This window comes from Peloplasma aerotolerans, from assembly GCF_030012175.1.
Classification (GTDB): Bacteria; Bacillota_I; Bacilli_A; order Acholeplasmatales; family Acholeplasmataceae; genus Peloplasma; species Peloplasma aerotolerans.
In genome coordinates this window covers 1-20,169 of the sequence record NZ_JASCXW010000019.1, presented here as the reverse complement: position 1 = coordinate 20,169, position 20,169 = coordinate 1, and the positions used below count along the sequence as shown (strand labels likewise).

Below are 20,169 nucleotides of genomic sequence, written 5' to 3'. Positions count from 1 at the left end.
TTTAACCACGGATCATCAACTCCCTTATAACATCTGTTATGAGTACCCAAACCTCATTTAATAATAAATACACAATGAAAAGAACAGCTAAAATCATCAATGCTGTAAAGATACTAATGAATATATTTCCAATGGTAGGTTTCATATCATAGAAATGAATTTCCTTAACCATTATAATCATATAGATGACGGTTATCGCTACTGCTATGAACAGCAATGTTGAATAAATAAATGCTTCATTGTATGTCAAACCTTTGGAGACGATGGTTAAAATTGGGAATGCAATAATCATCGGAAGTAAGGTAGATGCTGATGCCTGATAGACATCACTTAATTTACCTTCACCATCTCTAATGCTACATACTAGATAATTGGCAACTACCCATAAGAAGAATGGTAAGAATATAGTTGTCATTTGCTGGAACATATTGATTTCAGCTGGAATATGGTTATTAAACAAGAAGTTTGTTTCAAAAATCCAGTAAACATATGCCACAAAGAATAACAATAAATATATAGTTGCAGATAGATTAGATGTTTTAGCTTCTCTCTTTATTCCATAATAACCATCACCTGGATGCTTAAAGATGTAAAACGGGAAAACTAACTCATTATATAGTTTAAACTGCGATAAATAAGTTTTTAATTTTCTAATTGGTTTTTTAACGAAATCCATAAAATGGATGACGTTATTGATTATAAACAATAGAATAAATCCTAATAGGAAACCAACGATGATTTCACCACTATTAAGCAATGCTGTATTTCTAACTTCCCAAAATGCGTTTGAATATCCTTGAGTGTCTCTAGCAACTTCATAATAAATCATTGCACTTTCATAATCCATATTAGAAAAGTGTGCATCACCAATTCCTTTATTTGCAAGGTCAAATAAATTATTCATTTTTAAAACTTCTTGCCATGGTTCGAGTGATTCTAAGTATTTACCATCTTGATATAAATCAATTGCATAATGAACAAGTTTAGCAAACTCTGTAGGTATAAATACTTGTAGTGAGTTAGATGTTTGGTCAATGGCATAAATATTGCTTTTTGAATCTACAGCAATACCGGATGCAGTTTTAAATAAACCTTTTTGGTTATTGGTATCTGGTCCACTAAATGCAAACAATACTGAACCTTCTGGACCATACTCAATAATATATCCATCAGAACTAATCGTAAAAATCGTGTTATAAGGGCCAACGAATAAGTCTTCAGTATTTTCAAGACCCCAAACAGATTGATTATATACAAGGTTTGCAATATTAAGTTTAAGATACCCCATCTCACCTTTTGTTGTTGTTAAAATCAGTCCATCGCGATCAATTGCGATATTATAAACAGGTTTAGGAATCATTTGGAACCACTGTCTACGTTGTTGCTCATCAAATAGTATCGACTTTAAGACGTTATCCCAAGTGTTTGGAATTTGGTTTCCACCAAAGAATCCAAAGAAGTTTCCATTATTTTCATACTCTGCTAAACCATTAATGTTACCAGCTAATAATATGTAAACATTATGCCCACGATCGGTAATAATTTTGGTTGGATCAAAAGCATCAGTATCTCTAAAAAATGGTGTGTTAATTGGTTTACTATAAATAGTACCTAACGTGTAAGTATCAGTATCTTGATCATATATAAATTGATATGCTTCCTTATTCCCGAAATCTGCTACATAAAGATTACCATCAAATCCAACGTGAACACCTGATGGTTGGTTTAATATACCTTCGCCAATGATAGAAACAATATCTGTTTGCAGGCTATACTTAACAACTCTTGAATTTCCATAGTCCGCAATATAAATATTATCATCTCGGTCAATTGTTAAATCTCTTGGACCATTTAAAGTCAGTCCACCAAGGTTATCTTGAATAGACAACGGTAAATAAGCATCTTGTGTTGGAACAAGTCTACCTGTAGAACTGCTATACGTAAATGTTGTGTAAGGTAACCCGTTGGCTTTGACTTCTAGGGATGGAATCAAAACCGTGAGTAAAATAAATAATAATATAATATATTTTTTCATTACTTGATCCCCGAATGTGCCATTGTGTTCATGACTTTACTTTGCAATGTGATGAATAGCACAAGATTTGGTATAAACATTATTAAACCTGCAGCAGCTGCCATCCCTTGACCAGCAACTGTGTTACCTTGCATAGATGTTAATGTATTCATATAAAAAGCCAATGTTCTTTTACTTTCATCATTAATATATAAAACCGAAGTTGATAAATCATTCCATATCGCTTGAAAAGCAAGAATACCTACGGTTGCAATCGCAGGCGCAATAACTGGAAAGACAATTTTTAAGAAAATTTGCATTTCTGAAGCGCCATCTATTTTAGCAGATTCGATTAACTCGTTAGGTGTTTGATCGATAAACTGTTTAATTAAGAACATCGCAACAGGCATGACAATAATAGGCAAAATATGCGCTGCATAAGTATCAATTAATCCTGATTGAGCAATAATTAAGTATCTTGGTATTTGTACGGCAATCGGCACAAACATCAACGCTAATGTGTTTAACTCAAATAAGAATTTTTTACCTCTAAATTTCAATTTAGATAAAGCATATGCTGAAAATGCAGTGATGAAAATCGCTAAGAAAACACCAATCACTGTAACAATTAAACTATTAACAACATATCTAGAGAATGGTACACCAGATGCTGATGTTACTCTTGCTAATTCCAAGAAGTTATCTAAGGTAGGTCTTCTAACGAAGAATCTTGGAGGGTAAGCGAATAACTCACTTTGTGGTTTAAACGCATGATTCACAATAAATGCAATTGGTAATAACATTAATGTTGAAAACGGAATTAAGAACGCAAAGAATGGAATTTGACTCTTATGAAAACGTGTTGGATTGATTTTAGTCCCTTGAAAATTACTTTTTCCCATTGTTCATCACTCCCTTTCCCCAAGTATTCGCCATGTAATTTTAGAAATGAAATAAACCATGAGTAATAATACAACACTGACTGCTGCTGCATAGCCCATCATGTAACGAATAAATCCGAAATCTTCGATATGATTAACAATTAACTGACCAGCATACTGCGGTGTTGGATTGGTCCCAGATAATGCCACACCAATCCCACCAGCTTGGAAAGTTGTTACAACAGCCATGACGGCTCCAAATAACATTTGCGGTTTCATTGAGGGTATCGTAATGTAAAAAATTTCTTGAGCACGATTACGAATACCATCCATATAAGCTGCTTCATATAAAGTTTGATCAATATTTAATACCCCAGCAAGCATGGCTAAAAATCCAACCCCCATACTGCTCCATAGGGAGACAATAATCATGATGGTCATTAAATATTGAGGTGATTGTAAAAATTGAATTGGTTCTAAAATAACACCCCAATTTAACAATAAACTATTTAAGTATCCTTGCGAATCATCTGAAAAAATAATGCGCCACATAGCTGCTAAAGCAACCCCCATTGTAAGCGAAGGCGAATATAAGATAATTGCAAAAATAGTTCTTGATCTTGCAGGAATTTGTGATAAAATCCATGCAAGCATAAATGATAATAAGTATCCTATAGGTCCAACTAATAATGCAAACTTTAATGTGTTGGATAAAACAAATTGCATAAAGACTGAATCCATGGTTATTAATTCAATATAATTCGTTATACCAATAAATTGAGGAGCTTGAATCGCATTAAAATATGTAAACGATAAAAAGACAGCTGCTAAAACAGGAATGACAACGAAAAAGAAGAATAAAGTCCAATATGGAACAATAAACCATGCTGGGTGGTTCATTTTACTAGTCATGACCCACCTCCGTTAACCAATAATCAATATTGTAAATGCTTGGTACAATATACTCTTTAATAATCTCTCCTCGATATGTATAGCCAAATTCAGCCATCTTATATAAAATCTCACGATTCGATATACGAACAGCTTCATCTAAAGCTTGTCTTGGATTGACACCATTAAATACAATTTTCGTCCATGCATTACTAATTTCTCTTTCAACCATATAAGCACCAGGAATTCTTGATGCTTCAATACCATATTCCCACGCTTCTAATACAATGTCTTTATACTCTTGCGGCATTGAAAGTGTTTTAAATGCATCAACATTTGCTGTGTTCCAAAAATATGCTTGTCCATATGTGCTTTGTACTAGGAATGCAAATTCACTTTGAATGTCTGTAGACATCCACCACTTGAGGAAATCCCAAGATTCTTCAGGAAATTTGGTTTGACCCATAATCATAGAAGCTTGAGCACCAACTGCAGAATATCTAACGATTTCATCTTTTTCTGCATTATAAACACCTGGATGGAGATCCATACCCCATAATCCATCAAGTTCAACTGCTGCTGTTTCTAATAAGATGTAAGTTGATAAATCTGAAATACCTATCGGTAACATTCCATATCTAAAGTGATTATAAAATGATCCAACAAACTTAGGGACATTATATAAAGTAAACAACTCAGACATTAATTTAATACCTTCTAATGTTTGTTCACTATTAATTGCAGTTTGCATACCATCTGGTGAATATAAGTCGCCACCATATTGATATATAAATGGTAATGTTGCAACAAATGGCTTTAGTCCGCTATATTGAGCTAATGGAACAAAATAGTTCATGCCATAACTTTGTAATAACGGTAAAATAGCAATAATTTCATCCCACGTTTGTGGTATTTCTGTGATGCCTATACTTTCTAAAATATCTTTACGATAATAAGTTACCCAAAAGTTTTGTGTCTCAGGTAAGGCATAAACACCTTCCTCAAAGACATAAGGAATCATTGCACCTTTTGTAAAGTGCTTGACTAGATCTTCGTATCCACTAAATTGGCGCAAATCATATGCTGAATTTCGTACAGCGAAATCATATGGTATCCAGTGGTTTACACCGACTGCAACATCAGGTGCTTGCCCACTAGCATTTGCTAAAACAAGTTTATTTTGATCAGGCATTTGTGAAAGTGTAACTTTCATGGGTCCGTCATATTTTTGATCAATTAAAATCTGCATAATTTCAATATATTGTCTTGGATGATTTACCCAAACTGTCAATTCATCATCTCTTCTTCTTGATGCTGAATAAGGATTGTTAATAAACGATAAAACCAACCGCTTAGATCCTTCCCAAAATCTGACAGGTAAACTTGCATAAGGTTTAGGTATTTGCACATCACCATGAAAAATACTTCGCTCTAATTCAAGATTAGAACGCATTAAATTTTGCATCATGTTACCCAAAATTTGGTTGACTGATGAATCTCCATCAGAAAATTGAACCATAAGGCTTGGTAGTTTATTAACATCATTTCCGATATTTCTTAATCTTGAAGCAGCAACATTTAAATTACCAATCTCTGATGGTTGATTGACATCGCTTAGTTGTACAAGTCGATCGTAGAGTTCGTTGAGTAAATCTGCCCAAGATAAAATATCAGATGATGCATCTGGAAAATATGTTTCAATGTCCCAGTCACGATAGCGATCTGTACCACCACTGGTATAACGTTTGACATTTAATGATAAACGTTGAATTTGGCTCATTACATATTGTATTGTCTCAATCGTTTGACGGTAAGGATAATTGACTGCTTCCATCGTTAATGTATTTTTACCTGCATTCAAATATACTTTAATGTTTTCATTATTTTCGTCTCTTAATGTTCTATTAACAAATGACGTTGTATATGGAAATGCGTAACTTTCTAATTCTTTATATGGTACCTCATCATTGATTTTTATCTTTCTAAATACTGGCATATCTTTTATCATATATTGGCGATATTTGAAAGTAAGATAATAGTATCCTTCTGTTTCCACATCAATCTCATATGTTACAGCTTGACCACTATTTTGCCATGAGTCACCAAAAATAACATTCAATCTTAAGAATTGAGTATTGTAATATAAATTGGATGCATCTTGTTCTGGTCTTAAACGGATTGATGGATCATTTCTATAATAAAACTCACGTGCTGATCTAGTTATTTTGTCACTCACAACGTCTGATACACCATGTGTTTGCAAATATTCTGCATATGTTGGTATACGATCTTCCATTACATAATATGCTTGACCAATTAGGAGTTGAGCATTAACATAATTAATCTCGACAGTATCATTTGGGTGTAATTCAAATGCAAATAATCCTGGATGCATTCCTCTATAATCATTAATCTTATGTGTTCTCCAAAAATGAATCTTTTCTGAACTTGGTTGAATTTCGTTTTGATAACGATCTAATGAAAACTCAGTTGTTGTTAATTGCCATTTCGATGGTAAAACTAATGTTTGACTTTCATAAAATGGGCTTTGACCGTTAATTGTTATATTGATCTGTGCATTATTAATGCTTTTTTCTATTTCATAATAATCGATTGCTAAATAATATAAACCACTTGTACTACTTGTATTTGTAAATGTCACAGGATGAGTTGAATCTAATAGGAAAACATCTTGATCAACAGTTGTAATCGTTTCATATAGTGCAACGATGTCGCCATAATCCGGGTGATTTTTACCGACAGTCTGTCCATTCATATCACCAGTTAAAATCGTTTTTTGCTCATCTACTTCAATCAAATTTGCATCAGCATAGTCTTGTTTAACAGCGGTGTACAATTTTGTGTTAAATGCTTCAGATAAATACGTATTACTATATCCATACATTAAATCTGATGCATCAAAATATGTGTCAATCGATGATTTTTTAAAGAAAGAAAGACTTATTATCAAGACAAAAAGTGTCGCCAAAACAACAATTGTTATTCTTTTTGGTGACATATGCGTGAAAAAAGATTTAATTGCATTCATTCCTTTTTTAAAAAATATGATTGCCTTCTTCATGTTTCCTCCAATTTAACATGGATACAAGAGGGGAAAATTTTTCCCCTCTCAACCATATTATAACTTATTTATTAATTATCACTGCCAAGATTTTCTAACTCATCTTGAACAAATCCGTTTGCAGCATTTTGCCATTGAACAGCATATGTAGCAACAGCGGTTGGTCCTGCTTCGACCAAATTATCCCAATTATATTGGTTTTCTGGATTATATACCCAATCCCAGAATAAATTATATCCTGGTAACCATTTATCAAGGTCTGGTTTAGAATGCTCAATACGATTTAGTGTATACTCGATACCTTCAATACCATCAACCAAAGCGTAAACTCTATCCCAAACACCAGGATAATTAGCAACTGGGAATCTATCAAGGAATCTTGGAATTTCACCTTCTGCTAATGCAGCATTACGATCTGCTTCAAGCATATCTAGTCTTGCATTCCATCCATCTTTACCAAATGTCATCCATTTAGCTAGTAAGAATGCTTCAGCTGGATGATCAGTTTGAGATGAGACCATTTGGTAATCTAAGATTGTAGGAGGGAATAACCCTGCACTACCACTTGGATATGGCCAAAAGCCGATATTAATATCACGACTAGCAGCATCATTAACTACCCAAAATTGCCATGACCCTTCGATGTCCATCGCACCATAACCAGCATTAATTAAATATTGTTGTAATACTGGGTTATTTTCATAGACTTCAGGAGTAACTCTTGTTGTTGTTCCATCAGTCAATTGGTGAAGAGCAACTTTTTCTTGCATTGCATAAATCCAATCAGCAGATGTGTAATTAAATTGTGTGCCATCCCATGTATCATATTGAACATCTGCATCATTCATCATTGGCCAAACTTGTTGGAAATCTGGAGATCCATACCAAGTATCTAAACCAACAACTAGATTTTCTGTGTTATCTAGATCAAAATTCTTTATTGCTTTTGCAATATTGACAAACTCTTCATGTGTCCAATCTTTAACAGGATAACCATCATTATCAATTCTATATTGTCCAGGTACTGTATTTAAGTTAGCACTTTCAAATATATCAAGGTTAATCATAATCCCCTTTAAAAACTGGAATGAAGGAACTGCATAACGCTTGCCATTATAGACACCTGTAAACGCAATATTGTCATAGACAAGTGCAGTGTCTGGATCTGCATCCCATAAAGATGCAACATCAAGCGCTAAACCATTATTAATCCCAACAGGAACGTTATCAATCGCAAACACGTCTGGTAATAATCCTGCTTGTGCAGCCGTAATCAAGTTCCCAGTAAATGTTGCACCACTACCAGAAATATCTGAACGTAATGTAACACGGATATTTGGGTATTTAACCATAAATGCATCAATAAGACGTTTGTTAAATTCTTGATCACCCCAGTCAGCGTACGTTAATTCGATTGTCCCGGTTGGACTCGTTGGATCTGTTCCTGGGTCAGTTGGTGTACCTTTGCAGGCAGCCAATCCAAAACCTAGGACAATCACCATAAATAAAACAAATATTTTTTTCATTTGTACCTCCTATTAGTTAAGGTTTTGATAGATAAATATTTCGTGTAGTGTAAATACTCCTGGAAGTGAAGTAAAACCTTCACCAAGTGTACCAAAATCTAACTCAATCTTAATGTTAGTTAATGGATTTGCAACTGTAAAGTTAAATACAACATAAACCATTTCATCTTCAACAGTTTCAAACTCATCATGGAAAATTGAAGCATAACCAGAATCTGGTAATACGATATTAACTCTTAAGTCTCTAACAACGTCAGCAGTTAATCTTAAGACAATTGTGTATTCTCCTGGAAGCATTTCTTCTACCATATAGTAGTAGTGAGGTGTCCAAGCATCTGGTCCGACAGTAAGTACTGTAATTTCAGCACCATCCACAGTCCAAACTATTTGGCCTGTAGCTGCTTCACCAGAGTTGTCATACATATGTCCACCAACAACTGTTTCTGTATTGCCATTAACAATAAGTTCAGGAGCTTCAGCTACTTTTTCTTTTAGTGATATATTATCAAGTGCAACTGTTCCGGCAGCAAAGTTTTCAGTTAATCCCATTTCAAAACTTACAGTTAAACCATCAACATTGTCTGCACCAGTAGTAAACTCTATTGTATAAGTTACGATTTCAGTTGTTAACATATAATCTAGTTCTTCAACATGGAATACCCAAACACCTGGTTTGAATACTTTTACATTAATGTCTCTAGCAACACTTGCCATAGCATCAAATTTAAGTTCATATGTCTTGTTAGCTTCTAGGTCAAGGTATTGATTGAACTGCGTAGTCCATCCAGCTTCACCAGGTAAATCTGTAGTGATTGCAAAATTGCCACCTGACATATCTAATGTAGATGTTATACCATCAGCATGCCATAAATAGAATCCAACGTCTGAAAAATCACTATTTGCAATATATTCTGGAAGTTCAGCTTGTTGTATAGCAACTTCATCAAATGTAACGATACCTTCGGCAAATCCTGTCATCATACCCATTTCGAATACAATTTTAACTTCAGCTGTAGGTTGTGTAACCGTAAATAATACTTCATAAGTTTCAAAATCTGTAGTTAATGCGATAGCATCTTTTCTCATGTAAGTGATATACCAAGGATCAGCATCTAAACCAATACCTGCAGTCACATTAATTGAACGAGCAACTGATGCTTTAGCTGTAAACATTAATCTATAAGTAGCACCTTCAACGAGTTCAAATTGATTTTCTTGAACTAATTGAACAGAATATGGATTTGGTCCAGTTCCGGAAATATCAACAGTATAAACACCTTCTGTTGTGTCGATATCAGCAACAACTGTAAAACCTTCTGACCATATAAACCACTCTGGAGTTGTTTCATCTAAATCTTCTTCAAATGAAGGATTAACAACTAAATTAGTATCACTAAATAACATAGATACAACATTAACAGTTGCAATAAATTCAGTTTCATTGTCAAGTGAATCTTTAACATAGTATGTAACTGTGAAAGTAGCTTCTTCTGAAGTATCAATAGAAGTTACAACTTCATCCAAACTATCTTTAATTGTAATAACGATTTGGTCTGTAACATCGCCATCAGTTAAGTCATAAGCTGTAACGCCAGCAGCTGGATCATAAGTAGATCCTACAGTTACGTTGACAACTTCTTGAACACCACTTAGGACTGGTCCATCAACATCATCATCTGGTGTTGACTCAACAATAACAATATCATCGAACCATAATGTAGCATCGATAGCTTGGCCACCAACAGTACCTAATTCAAATAAGATACCACCACGTTTGTTATCTTGTGTGTGAGTAAATTTGTAAGAATAAGTTGCCCATTCAGTTGTAATAAGTCTTTGTTCTGATTGGTTTGGTTTGAAATCTGTAAACCATGGATCAGAAGTTAGTAACTCACCAACTTGTAGGTTAATTGTTTTGTTTACACTTGATTTAGCTTTGAATGATATTTCATAAGTTGTGTCCTCTTCAAATGGAACATTCATTTGTCCAAATCTTGGAGTCCACATATTTGATCCTGCAACAACGTCAACTCTTAAAGTGCCATCTTCTGCTGTAATTGTCATAGCTGCACCATCAGCAATATAGTTAACATTAGGATCAACCCAACCTGCAGTACCATCTTCAAAATCTGGGTTAACTAAATATTCACCTTCACCAGCTGTTGGTGATTTAACTGTGATATATCTCCAACTTTGTTGTTTAACAGTTCCCACTTCAACTTCATAACGAATTGCGTGATTACCTGTTTGAGATGTATCTAGCATGTGACTAGCTGAAATTGTAGATGTTGAAGTGTAAGTAATTTCACTTGTGTAGTCAACACCATCATTTCCCAATGCAGTAACGCCTGTTAAAACATTGAATTCTTCTTGGAATTCAAGTGTAGCGTCAGCGACACCGCTAAATGTAATTGCAGTCAACGTAGGCGTTGGCGTAGGTGTTGGATCATTTTTACATGATACCAAGAACACTGCAAACAATAATACGAGTGTCAAAAGTAAAAATCTTTTTTTCATTTATTTTCCTCCTCTAATATAGACATTTATTTTAAAGACATTGCCTTCCCGGATGTCTTTTGTCCACTTTCCAATAACTTTACTACCTTGAACCTCACAAACTTCGTTGTCTTTGTGAAGTGTCATTTTCTCTACATAAGCTTTTGGCTCATATGTATCGATATCGTCAAGCAAATGATAGATAATCGTTGTCTTATTGAATAATTTGACTTCGATCTTACCTCCCTCAAAGAATGTTTTTGGAAGTTTTGGTGTCAGTGTAAAGCATAATGCACCATTTTCTAAGGTGAATAACTGTTTTCCAAAAAACATGTAACGCCACATTGATAGCACTTCCGCTGTAGAACCAGTAAGTCTAGAGACAAATCCTTGCCCGTGTTTTTTTGGATCTGGATTAGAAGATGTTGCTAAGAATGATGAGTTTTCAATCGGTGATCTTCCATATACTTTTGGATCCATAAAACATGTGTAGTTGGTCTTGATTTCTTCAAAAAATTCTTCATACAACTCTGACTTAAGCAAACCAAGCAAGTATTTATAAGTCATATGCAAGAAATTCGATTCTCTTTCAAGCCATCCTTGAGTAAATGCTCTAATGCGTCCGATTTCATGATCATAATCTTCTAATGAAACACTAGTTTGATAAAACTTGAGTTTCCGATCATATAAACCGGTTTGTTTAACATTGTTGTAAATCTGTTTTGCTTCTTCTTTGCTAGACAACGATTTTAAGTATCTAGCTGGAGCTTCTAAGAAAATAGGTAGCGGCTTCATTTCAAATGCTTTAACTTTAACGACTGGAAGCCCATATTCTCCAATAACTGGATTTTTGTTGTTATCTAATATTTGTTCATAATCAGTTGCTTCATATGTAATATATGTTGGATAAACTTTATCAATTGCTTTTGCTTTATCAAGGGCTTCATTTAAGTTTTTTTCTATGCTTTCCAGCACTTTTTGATAGTGACTTGCTTGATTAACAATGACTTCTTGTTCATTTAACAATTCATTCCGATATGTTTCTAAATGCGTCATTCTTTGATCCCATAGTTGATATGCATCTGAAGTTTCTAAATGTTCATATGCTTTGGCAAGCTGTTCTGTAGATTTAAGTAATGATACTGTTTGATCTGGGTGGGTTTTTAAAATGCTTATTAAAAATTGAACCAGTTTCTGAAGTTCAATGGTTTCAGATACCCCTGAACCAAACAGACCAGGAACCCCATTCATTGCATCATTCCATCCAGGTTTATTACCTTCATAAGATAAACCAATTCCAAATGGATCTAAATGTCCATATTTATTTAATATAAGTGTTAATAATTTACCAAATAGATTAATCTTGACTTGCCCATTTTTATTTTTTAACCAGGTTGATTTTTTGTCATGAAAATGTTTGATTGCTCCATATTGACGAACTTTATTGTCTTTCGTGAGCACATACTTTTGGCTTCTTGGTAAAACCATAACTGGCGATACAAAGAATGGATACGTTTTTTCAAACATGAGTGTCTGTAAATCATCAGGATATATAGATAAGTATGAGTCTAACAAGTCATAAAGGTAGGTGAAATGATCTTCCCAATACCCTTCTCCAAATGATGCTTTTATAACAACATGACTCTGTTTAAGTATTTCTTGTAAATGCTGATCGACTTCTAAATCAGCTTCGAATAACTTAGTTGCTACGCTGCCTGGAGTAAATTCTTCTTTTAGTAATTGATGAAGTACTTTAGGTTGTTTTTCTATATCTCCTTCGAAAGTGAACTTTACACCTTCGATAGATAATGGATTGTATCCATCAGCTTGTATTAGTGAAGCAAACTGATAAATATTGGAATCCTTTAATTCGGGATAGAAAAACAAGTCATTTCTTCTATTTTGCAAAACATCTCTAAAGTTACCATTACCTTGAGAATAGAAAGCAGGTTCCAAACTAAAGAAGTTATAGTCACGTTCTAAATCACCATGTTTTCTTGAATATATATGGTAACCAATATTTCCATCTAGTGTTTCAAAAATGAGTGGTGTTCCACCTCTAAGCACATTATCTAGATAACACTGCTTATAATATGCGTCTAATATTGGAAATGATGTTTTAGTCTCTACTGCATCCATCAATTCATGATGAATCACTTGATTTTCTGTTTCTTTAGCTAATAGATATGTAATATTCATTTTTTGACTTAAATCATCTAACTTGTCTTTATTTGATGCATACCCAATAACGCTAGCAAATACTTCTTTTGATAAGTTTTTAAAATGAAAACCACTCATTGCACAAGGTACTTGATTAACATGTGCTTGTTGAATCCTAGATAACTCTTTAATTGAGTGATTGATAAATTGGTATGGTGTTTCTAGTGATGTATCTTCATCGAATATCAATTTATAATCACTAATATAAAGCGGTTTTTCATTTGCTGACGTGAAATAGAAATTCCCATCAACAACTAAATTAACTTCCGCTGAGTCATCCGTAGATGCTCTGAGCTTATAGAAAACATAATTAGTCTCTTGAACACTCGACATCCAGCTTTGAAGTAAGTTAGATATGGCTTTATATCCGCCATAATCGATACCCGATGGTAAGATTTGTGCTAATCCATCAATGACTTCAACATCAATTTTTCTATCTTTCAAATTCGTTATTTCAACTTTGCGAACTAACGCTGAAATATTTTCATTAGGAAGTGTATAATATGTGACTTTGAGTTTTATTCCGATTTTTGTATTTGTTTCTTCTATCGAAATACTATCTTGTCTGATTGTCATATTCTGATTTTCATTTTGTTCTTTGAAGAATTCATAAACTTGATTTTCTATTTTAACAAATGTTCTAAATCCGGTTCTTGAAACATAGTGATATGCACTGTTTGCGGGAAAAAACTCCATAATCGCACCATTCTTGTCTCTAACGCCAAATGAAGATATCAATTGACCTCTATTGACATAGAATGCCCATAACGGGATGCCCATTTTCCCTGCTATTCCACTCAAGAAGCTTGAGAAAGGTTTTTGCTTTTGATAGTTTTCAATGGTGTAATCCACCATACTTGATTGACTCATAATATCCTCCGAGGAAATCGGTTTCTTTAAATTGATATATAAATATCATATCACAATGTGGAACCGTTTTCAAATAATATATTTTCTTATGCTTTAGTTGATTCTCTCTTGATGAGTTCAACTGGTAATTTCACAACTTCTTGAACATGATGATCTGGATTTTCCATTAATTGAATGAGCAGCTTTGCTGCAGTTTCACCTAATAATTTTCGATCCTGTGAGATGGTTGTTAATGATGGTGTAAAGTGTTTAGCAAATGCAATATCATCAAAACCGATGACTTGAATATCATTTGGAACATTAAAGTTAAGTTCTCTTAAACCCTTTAAGACCCCTAAAGCAATATCATCACTTGCTACTAAAATAACTTCGGGTTGGATTTTGACTTGTCCCATCAGTTGATGAACTGCATTGTATCCGCTTGTAAAACCAAAGCTTTCTGCATAAACGATATAGTCCTCATATGTTGTCAAGGATAATTTGGACATGTAATGATGATAAGCAATCAATCTTTCGTTGAAAGCTTTGGAGGAAAGCGGACCTGAAATTACAGCTACTTTTTGCTTCTTCAATTCATTTTTGATATATTCCAAAGTGATTCTAATCCCTTGATCATTATCACTAATCACTGTGTGTAAACCAGGTAAAAGCATATCTGTTGAAACACATGGGATACCGCTTTTTACCAACTCATATAAACCTTGATCATTATAATTGCCCACAACGATATATACACCATCAACTCTTTTATTCATGCACCATTCATAGTATGAGAGTTCATGTTGTCCTAACTTTTTCACAATGAAAGATAATTCGTATCCTTCTTTTTCCAAACAAGTTTTGAAATGTTGAAGAATACTAGAAAAAAATGAATGTTCTAATCCAACATCAGATTCTTCTGTAAAAACGATACCTACAGTATAAGTTCTCTTTGATTTCAACATACGTGCACTTGAAGCAGGAACATATCCCACTTCTTTTATATATGCTAAAACCCGTTCTCTAGTTGATTCACTCACATTACCTGTGTGATTCAAAACTTTAGAAATTGTCCCTGGTGCAAGATTAAGTTCTTTCGCAATCGTATAAATCGTTCTTTTTTTAGTCAAGGCTATTCACTCTTTTCATATATTTTAACGTATTTGATTTGCATGGATACGGGAAATATCAAATCATCAATCGCTCCACCCCAGTTGCCACCAATCGCTAGATTAAGAATTAAATAAAAATTTTGATTAAAAGGCCATTGCTCGATGGTTGCGTTTTCTTGCTTTGTAAATGTTACATATTTAGCTTGATCAATATAGAATGTAATATCATTTTCTGTCCATTCCATTGCATACTCATGGAAACCATTAAAGATGTCTTCTTGATAAGCTATAAAAGTTGGATGATTATGTAAACGATGATTATACGCTTTAGAGTGAAGTGAGAAATGAATATGTTTAGGATCTTTGCCCACATGTTCCATCAAATCAATCTCTCCACATAATGGCCATCCTGATTCTTTTTTGTTCTCACCTAAAAACCAAATCGCTGGCCATGTACCTTTACCTTCAGGAATTTTGGCCATAATTTCGACTCTACCATATTGAATCGACTTTTTGTTTAAAGTTGTTAATTTTGCTGATGTATATTCGCGGTGTTCATGTTTTTCTTTGTATGCAACAATATTTAACACACCATCTTTAACAAACACATTTTTTGAATCATCAACATAAAACTGGCTCTCATTATTACCAAAACCTGTTCCACCAACTTCTACATTCCAAATCTTTTCATCAGGTTTTCCATCTATAGAAAACTGGTCTTCCCATAATAATTTATACTTCACGACACATCTCCTTAAATTTATTCATAAGTAACTTTCTGTCTGCTTCATCTAGATAAATTCTAGGCGAATTGTCATAACACGTATTCTCTTCTTCAACAATAAGTAATTTCGCTTCCTTGCTCAAAGTATGTGCATGATAAACACCTTTTGGTATACGATAAACTTTATTTGGTTCTAGTGAAATACTCGACATATCCTTGATCACTTGATTTTTTTCTTCGATAAAAAACATATGACACTTACCACTCAATAACACGAAAACTTCATCGGTTAAAGTGTGTGCTTCAAAATAGTTAATGTGTTCAACTTCAAGTTCTTCAATATAATTGAGAATTGCGACTCTCCAGTCTTGATGATGAAATAACTTTTCATAACCAACGCCTTCAAAATCGTATATATCATAAAATTTCATCTAAATACACCTCTATGTCATCATCTATATTTTTTATATGATTATCTATTTCGTTTCCTTTGATTAGTATTTTTGAGATTTTATAAAATCCAAAATCCAAATTTTTAGGATTGTGATATGTCACTTTTCTTAATTTATTGAATAAATAAGTCGTAATACTTGCTTGTCCGTTGATAAAATCTTCTGTCTTTAGTTTTGGTTTTAGTGTAAGTACACCTAAATCAAATTGAATTCCAAAGATTTCAGTTCTAAGAAGTTTTAATAACCAACTTGCAGAACCAGTTAGATATGGATACATGCCGATACCGCGATCATTAAAGTATTCTGGAATGCCATGAAGAACTTTGCTCTTTGGATTTTGTGCTCGCTTTAACAATGAAACAATCGCTTCATGGCCATATGATACTAAGTCATATTGATATAAACCGTATGCATACATGACAGCCATGTGAGCAAAGACAGCTCCATTTTCTTTATGTCCATAAGCAAATCCATAAGCTCTACCCATGTTGGTTAAAAGTTTTTGATAATTTGTGTTTAATTTATACCCGCCGAGTGATTGATCAAAAAGCATGTTTCTAACTGTGCTTGCAACCAATGATGCTTGTTGATTAGTTGCAGTTTTTGAAAGTAATGCCATGGTTTGTCCAGTTAATGCAATCGTTTCTTGTGTATCTGGATTAATGCCCTCGTTATCAAAATAACTTTGGAATCGATCTTGATCAAATGCATCTTGATGTAACTTGTTAATTCTATTTTCAGCTAACTCAAATAGTATCTTAACTAATGCTTCACTAGAGATTTTTACAACATCTCCTGAAAACTGTGCAACACGATCAAAATAATCATTTAAATCAGGTGTTAAGGTCAATAAACTGTTCATCTCTTTAAAAACTTCTATTTCATTAACATTTAATTTTTTTATTAATTTTGCAATCTCACGAAGATTATTTGCATACATGTGTGTAAATGCAATCGTTTCACCATGCTGATGTGCCATATCAAGCCCATCATTCCAATCAGCATCTTCTAATCTTACAAATCCATGTTTTCCTATATTATGATGACCTACAAGATTTTGTAGTAACAAGTGTTCTAAAATAGTTCCTTGATAAATTTCTTGTTTTGCAGTTAATTGCAAATTTTGTGTAGTTTTTGCTCTTGTTTTTTTTGTATAATGAGTGAACTGATCCATAAAATAAGCTTGTTTTTTAAGCAAAAAATCAATATTTCCGGTTTCATCTAAATACATTTTTGTCGTTAATAATGGCCAAGCACCATGATCAGACCATACTCTAGTAATTAAATTACGATCTGCTTTAAACTCACCAGGTTGATCACCAATAATGGTTGCATTAGAGCCATCAATACGAACACCTTGAAAGTTATCATACAATAAATCGATGACGCTGTCATCATTCATCATAATCAGTGATAGTAAATCTTGCCATAAATCTCGCCAACCACGCCCACCGTGTCCGTAATCATGATGTGGTAAAAATGAGTTTCCAAAATATCTTCTTAACATTGGTTGTAAAACAACCCAACTTAATTGCTTATTCGTGTCCAGATCATGAAAATTAAATGAAAGTCCTTTTATGTAATTTAGAAAAAACTTAGAAGTTAATTCTAAACCTTTAGAAAATGTCTCATGACTCAAATATTTTTTATGGTCTTTGAATGCGGATTTTTTTGATTGATGAATACCAATTGAAACATATAAGGTTATACTTTGGAATGGTAATACTGTAACTTCATGAAATGCAATAGCTCCAATCGCTTCATAACCATTAATTTTCGTTCCTACTGGAGATAAAGCATCTAATCCTTTAGGAAAATGAAGTGATCCTCCATTAATAAAATCATCTAAAACTGTAATATAGCCTTTAATTTTTAAGTCATTTGATTCAGCAAATACACTATAGACTGTATCATTAATCTGATGACCTCTTTCATCAAAAGATAAGGTTGGTTGAACAAAAATACCATGATCAACAACTTCTGTCTGATTCAACAGTGATGTAACATGTCTGTGATCTCTTAAATTATCTGCACTTCTTCCATAAATAGGGATTGCTGTTGTTATGTCAAGTTGAAATGGTGCATCCGATTGGTTTGTCACTCTAATTTCATGGAGTTCAATATCTGCATCAACCGGAATATAAGATGTCGTATCAAGTTTGATTAATGAATTTGTTCTAGTAACACGTTGATATAGTAAATCAGTTTCATAAATTAACTCATCATTTTGTTGAATGCTCGATTGACCATTTAAGAAGTACTGTTGATCATTAATTTTAAAAATAACATTTCTTGAAAAAATATTGCTATATAAGTCAACTTCTGTCGTAGGTTCTAATGCATAATGATGTTGATCAAGTTTAAGATCTCCACCAAAAAATGGTGTTATCGAAGATCTTAACCCATTTAAGTTAAAAAGTGGAAAGTAATATCCATCGTTAGATTTGAGTTGTAGTGTTTTTTTTGTTGTCATGTTTCACCTCGTGGAAATCGGTTTCCTAATAATATTATAATAGATTTTTTTTTTTTTGTAAAGGGCTTTCATAAAAAAAGTGAAATCGGTTTCTTAAAAGAAAAGGGTATGACCGCGTCACACCCTGTTTTTCTCACTTATATAATTATTGTTGAAATACTTCGTGCTTCAACCGTCACTTCTATATTTTCTTTTAACCCTTCGATTTGAGTGTTGATATCCTTATCGTTTTGATTTTGAATAACAACAACATAAGATCCATCTTCATTTCTAAATGAAACATACATGAGCTGATCAGTACCAGATGATGCTATTTGAACAGCTTTTGGTTTAATAAACTTAGAAAAATGTCCAATGTAATAATACGATGGCATTTTCACGATTTCTTCGTGAAAAATTTTAATCATGATTGGTGCTGAACATAGATTGTTTACATGATTAGGACCTCCGGTATCATCTAAAAATAAGTTCCAATCAATATAACCTTCATTATAATTCCTTAAATCATTTAAAATATTTCTGCCATAACGCTCTCCAACTTCATATTCCCCGAAATGCGGTCCACCTTCTTGACAACCTTCTGTAAACATCAAATGTTTATTAGGATACATTTCATGAACTTTACGAACATTATCAAACTGTTCGTTGTCATACCAATGAAATGCCGTTCCCCAAACATACTTGTATGCTTCAGGGTCCTCTAGAACAGCTTGTGCACGTTCAACCATAATATCTCTATTGTGGTCCCATATTAAAATTCCTTTATCCTGATATCCTGCTTTTTCAAGAGTAGGACCTAAAACCTTAACAAAATCTCTTTCTTCTTCCCCTGTATAGATACAAGAGTCCCATCTTTGAACAGCTGCTGGTTCATTTTGGATAGAAACCCATGCTACTTCTACACCTCTATCTTCATATGCTTCAATAAACTTAGCAAAATAGTTAGCCCATGTTTGATAATATTTTTTTAGTAGCTTTCCTCCACGAATTGGTGATTGATTGTCTTTCATCCAAAACGGAGGGGTCCAAGGCGAGCCTAATATTTTGATTTTTTGTTGAGCATATTTTTCTGCATCTTTAATGGTATCAATGATTGGTTGATCTCTTGAAATATCAAAAGATTCTAAAGTATTGTCATAATCATCAATATATAAATAACTCCCTAAACTAAAATCGCAACCATGAATAGAAACACGTCCTATATTATATCCCAATCCATCAACAGGATCAAAATACAATTGAATCGCTTTTTCTCTTTGCTCTTTGCTTATTCTTGATAAATTATACGTAGATGCTTCTGTAAATGCACCACCAAATCCGATGATTTCTTGTTTTAAATCATTGGGATCAATTTTTATTGTTTGGATATCGTTTTTGGATTTAAGTTTGATATCAACAATAGATAGTCTTTCGTTTGAATCTTTTTTTGTACGATAATGTCTCATCTTT

Annotated in this window: 12 protein-coding genes; all 12 read right to left on the bottom strand. The window is 33.4% G+C overall.

Going from position 1 to position 20,169, the window contains the following annotated elements:
• Position 1 precedes the first annotated feature (1 nt).
• Positions 2 to 2,035, bottom strand: a complete 2,034-nt coding sequence (locus tag QJ521_RS06285; RefSeq protein WP_282839594.1) for a YIP1 family protein — start codon at positions 2,033 to 2,035, stop codon at positions 2 to 4.
• Positions 2,035 to 2,916 (bottom strand): carbohydrate ABC transporter permease, encoded by an 882-nt coding sequence (locus QJ521_RS06280; protein WP_282839593.1) that lies wholly within the window; start codon positions 2,914 to 2,916, stop codon positions 2,035 to 2,037. Before QJ521_RS06280 ends, QJ521_RS06285 begins: the two co-directional genes overlap by 1 nt.
• A 6-nt stretch (positions 2,917 to 2,922) precedes the next feature.
• On the bottom strand, positions 2,923 to 3,807 hold the full coding sequence (locus QJ521_RS06275) for a carbohydrate ABC transporter permease (RefSeq protein WP_282839592.1): 885 nt from the start codon (positions 3,805 to 3,807) through the stop codon (positions 2,923 to 2,925).
• Positions 3,800 to 6,868, bottom strand: coding sequence for an extracellular solute-binding protein (locus QJ521_RS06270; protein ID WP_282839591.1), 3,069 nt, complete (start codon positions 6,866 to 6,868; stop codon positions 3,800 to 3,802). Before QJ521_RS06270 ends, QJ521_RS06275 begins: the two co-directional genes overlap by 8 nt.
• A gap of 71 nt (positions 6,869 to 6,939) precedes the next feature.
• Entirely contained in the window at positions 6,940 to 8,394 is a 1,455-nt protein-coding gene (locus QJ521_RS06265; RefSeq protein WP_282839590.1) for an ABC transporter substrate-binding protein, read from the bottom strand.
• Positions 8,395 to 8,406: 12 nt separating this feature from the next.
• Complete coding sequence (locus QJ521_RS06260) at positions 8,407 to 10,911, bottom strand: carbohydrate binding domain-containing protein (RefSeq protein ID WP_282839589.1); 2,505 nt, start codon at positions 10,909 to 10,911, stop codon at positions 8,407 to 8,409.
• Complete coding sequence (locus QJ521_RS06255) at positions 10,912 to 13,980, bottom strand: hypothetical protein (protein ID WP_282839588.1); 3,069 nt, start codon at positions 13,978 to 13,980, stop codon at positions 10,912 to 10,914. It abuts the gene before it with no gap.
• A gap of 86 nt (positions 13,981 to 14,066) precedes the next feature.
• Positions 14,067 to 15,089, bottom strand: a complete 1,023-nt coding sequence (locus QJ521_RS06250; RefSeq protein ID WP_282839587.1) for a LacI family DNA-binding transcriptional regulator — start codon at positions 15,087 to 15,089, stop codon at positions 14,067 to 14,069.
• A 2-nt stretch (positions 15,090 to 15,091) separates the two neighbouring features.
• A complete protein-coding gene (locus tag QJ521_RS06245) occupies positions 15,092 to 15,814 on the bottom strand; it encodes a glycoside hydrolase family 16 protein (protein WP_282839586.1) in 723 nt (240 codons plus the stop codon).
• Positions 15,804 to 16,226, bottom strand: coding sequence for a cupin domain-containing protein (locus QJ521_RS06240; protein WP_282839585.1), 423 nt, complete (start codon positions 16,224 to 16,226; stop codon positions 15,804 to 15,806). Before QJ521_RS06240 ends, QJ521_RS06245 begins: the two co-directional genes overlap by 11 nt.
• Positions 16,213 to 18,720 carry a GH36-type glycosyl hydrolase domain-containing protein gene (locus QJ521_RS06235; protein ID WP_282839584.1) on the bottom strand — a complete coding sequence of 836 codons (2,508 nt, stop codon included), beginning with the start codon at positions 18,718 to 18,720 and terminating at the stop codon, positions 16,213 to 16,215. The genes QJ521_RS06240 and QJ521_RS06235 overlap by 14 nt, the downstream gene beginning before the upstream one ends.
• A 137-nt stretch (positions 18,721 to 18,857) precedes the next feature.
• Positions 18,858 to 20,169 (bottom strand): glycoside hydrolase family 30 protein (locus tag QJ521_RS06230; protein ID WP_282839583.1); only part of this gene is annotated, 1,312 nt, incomplete at its 5' end.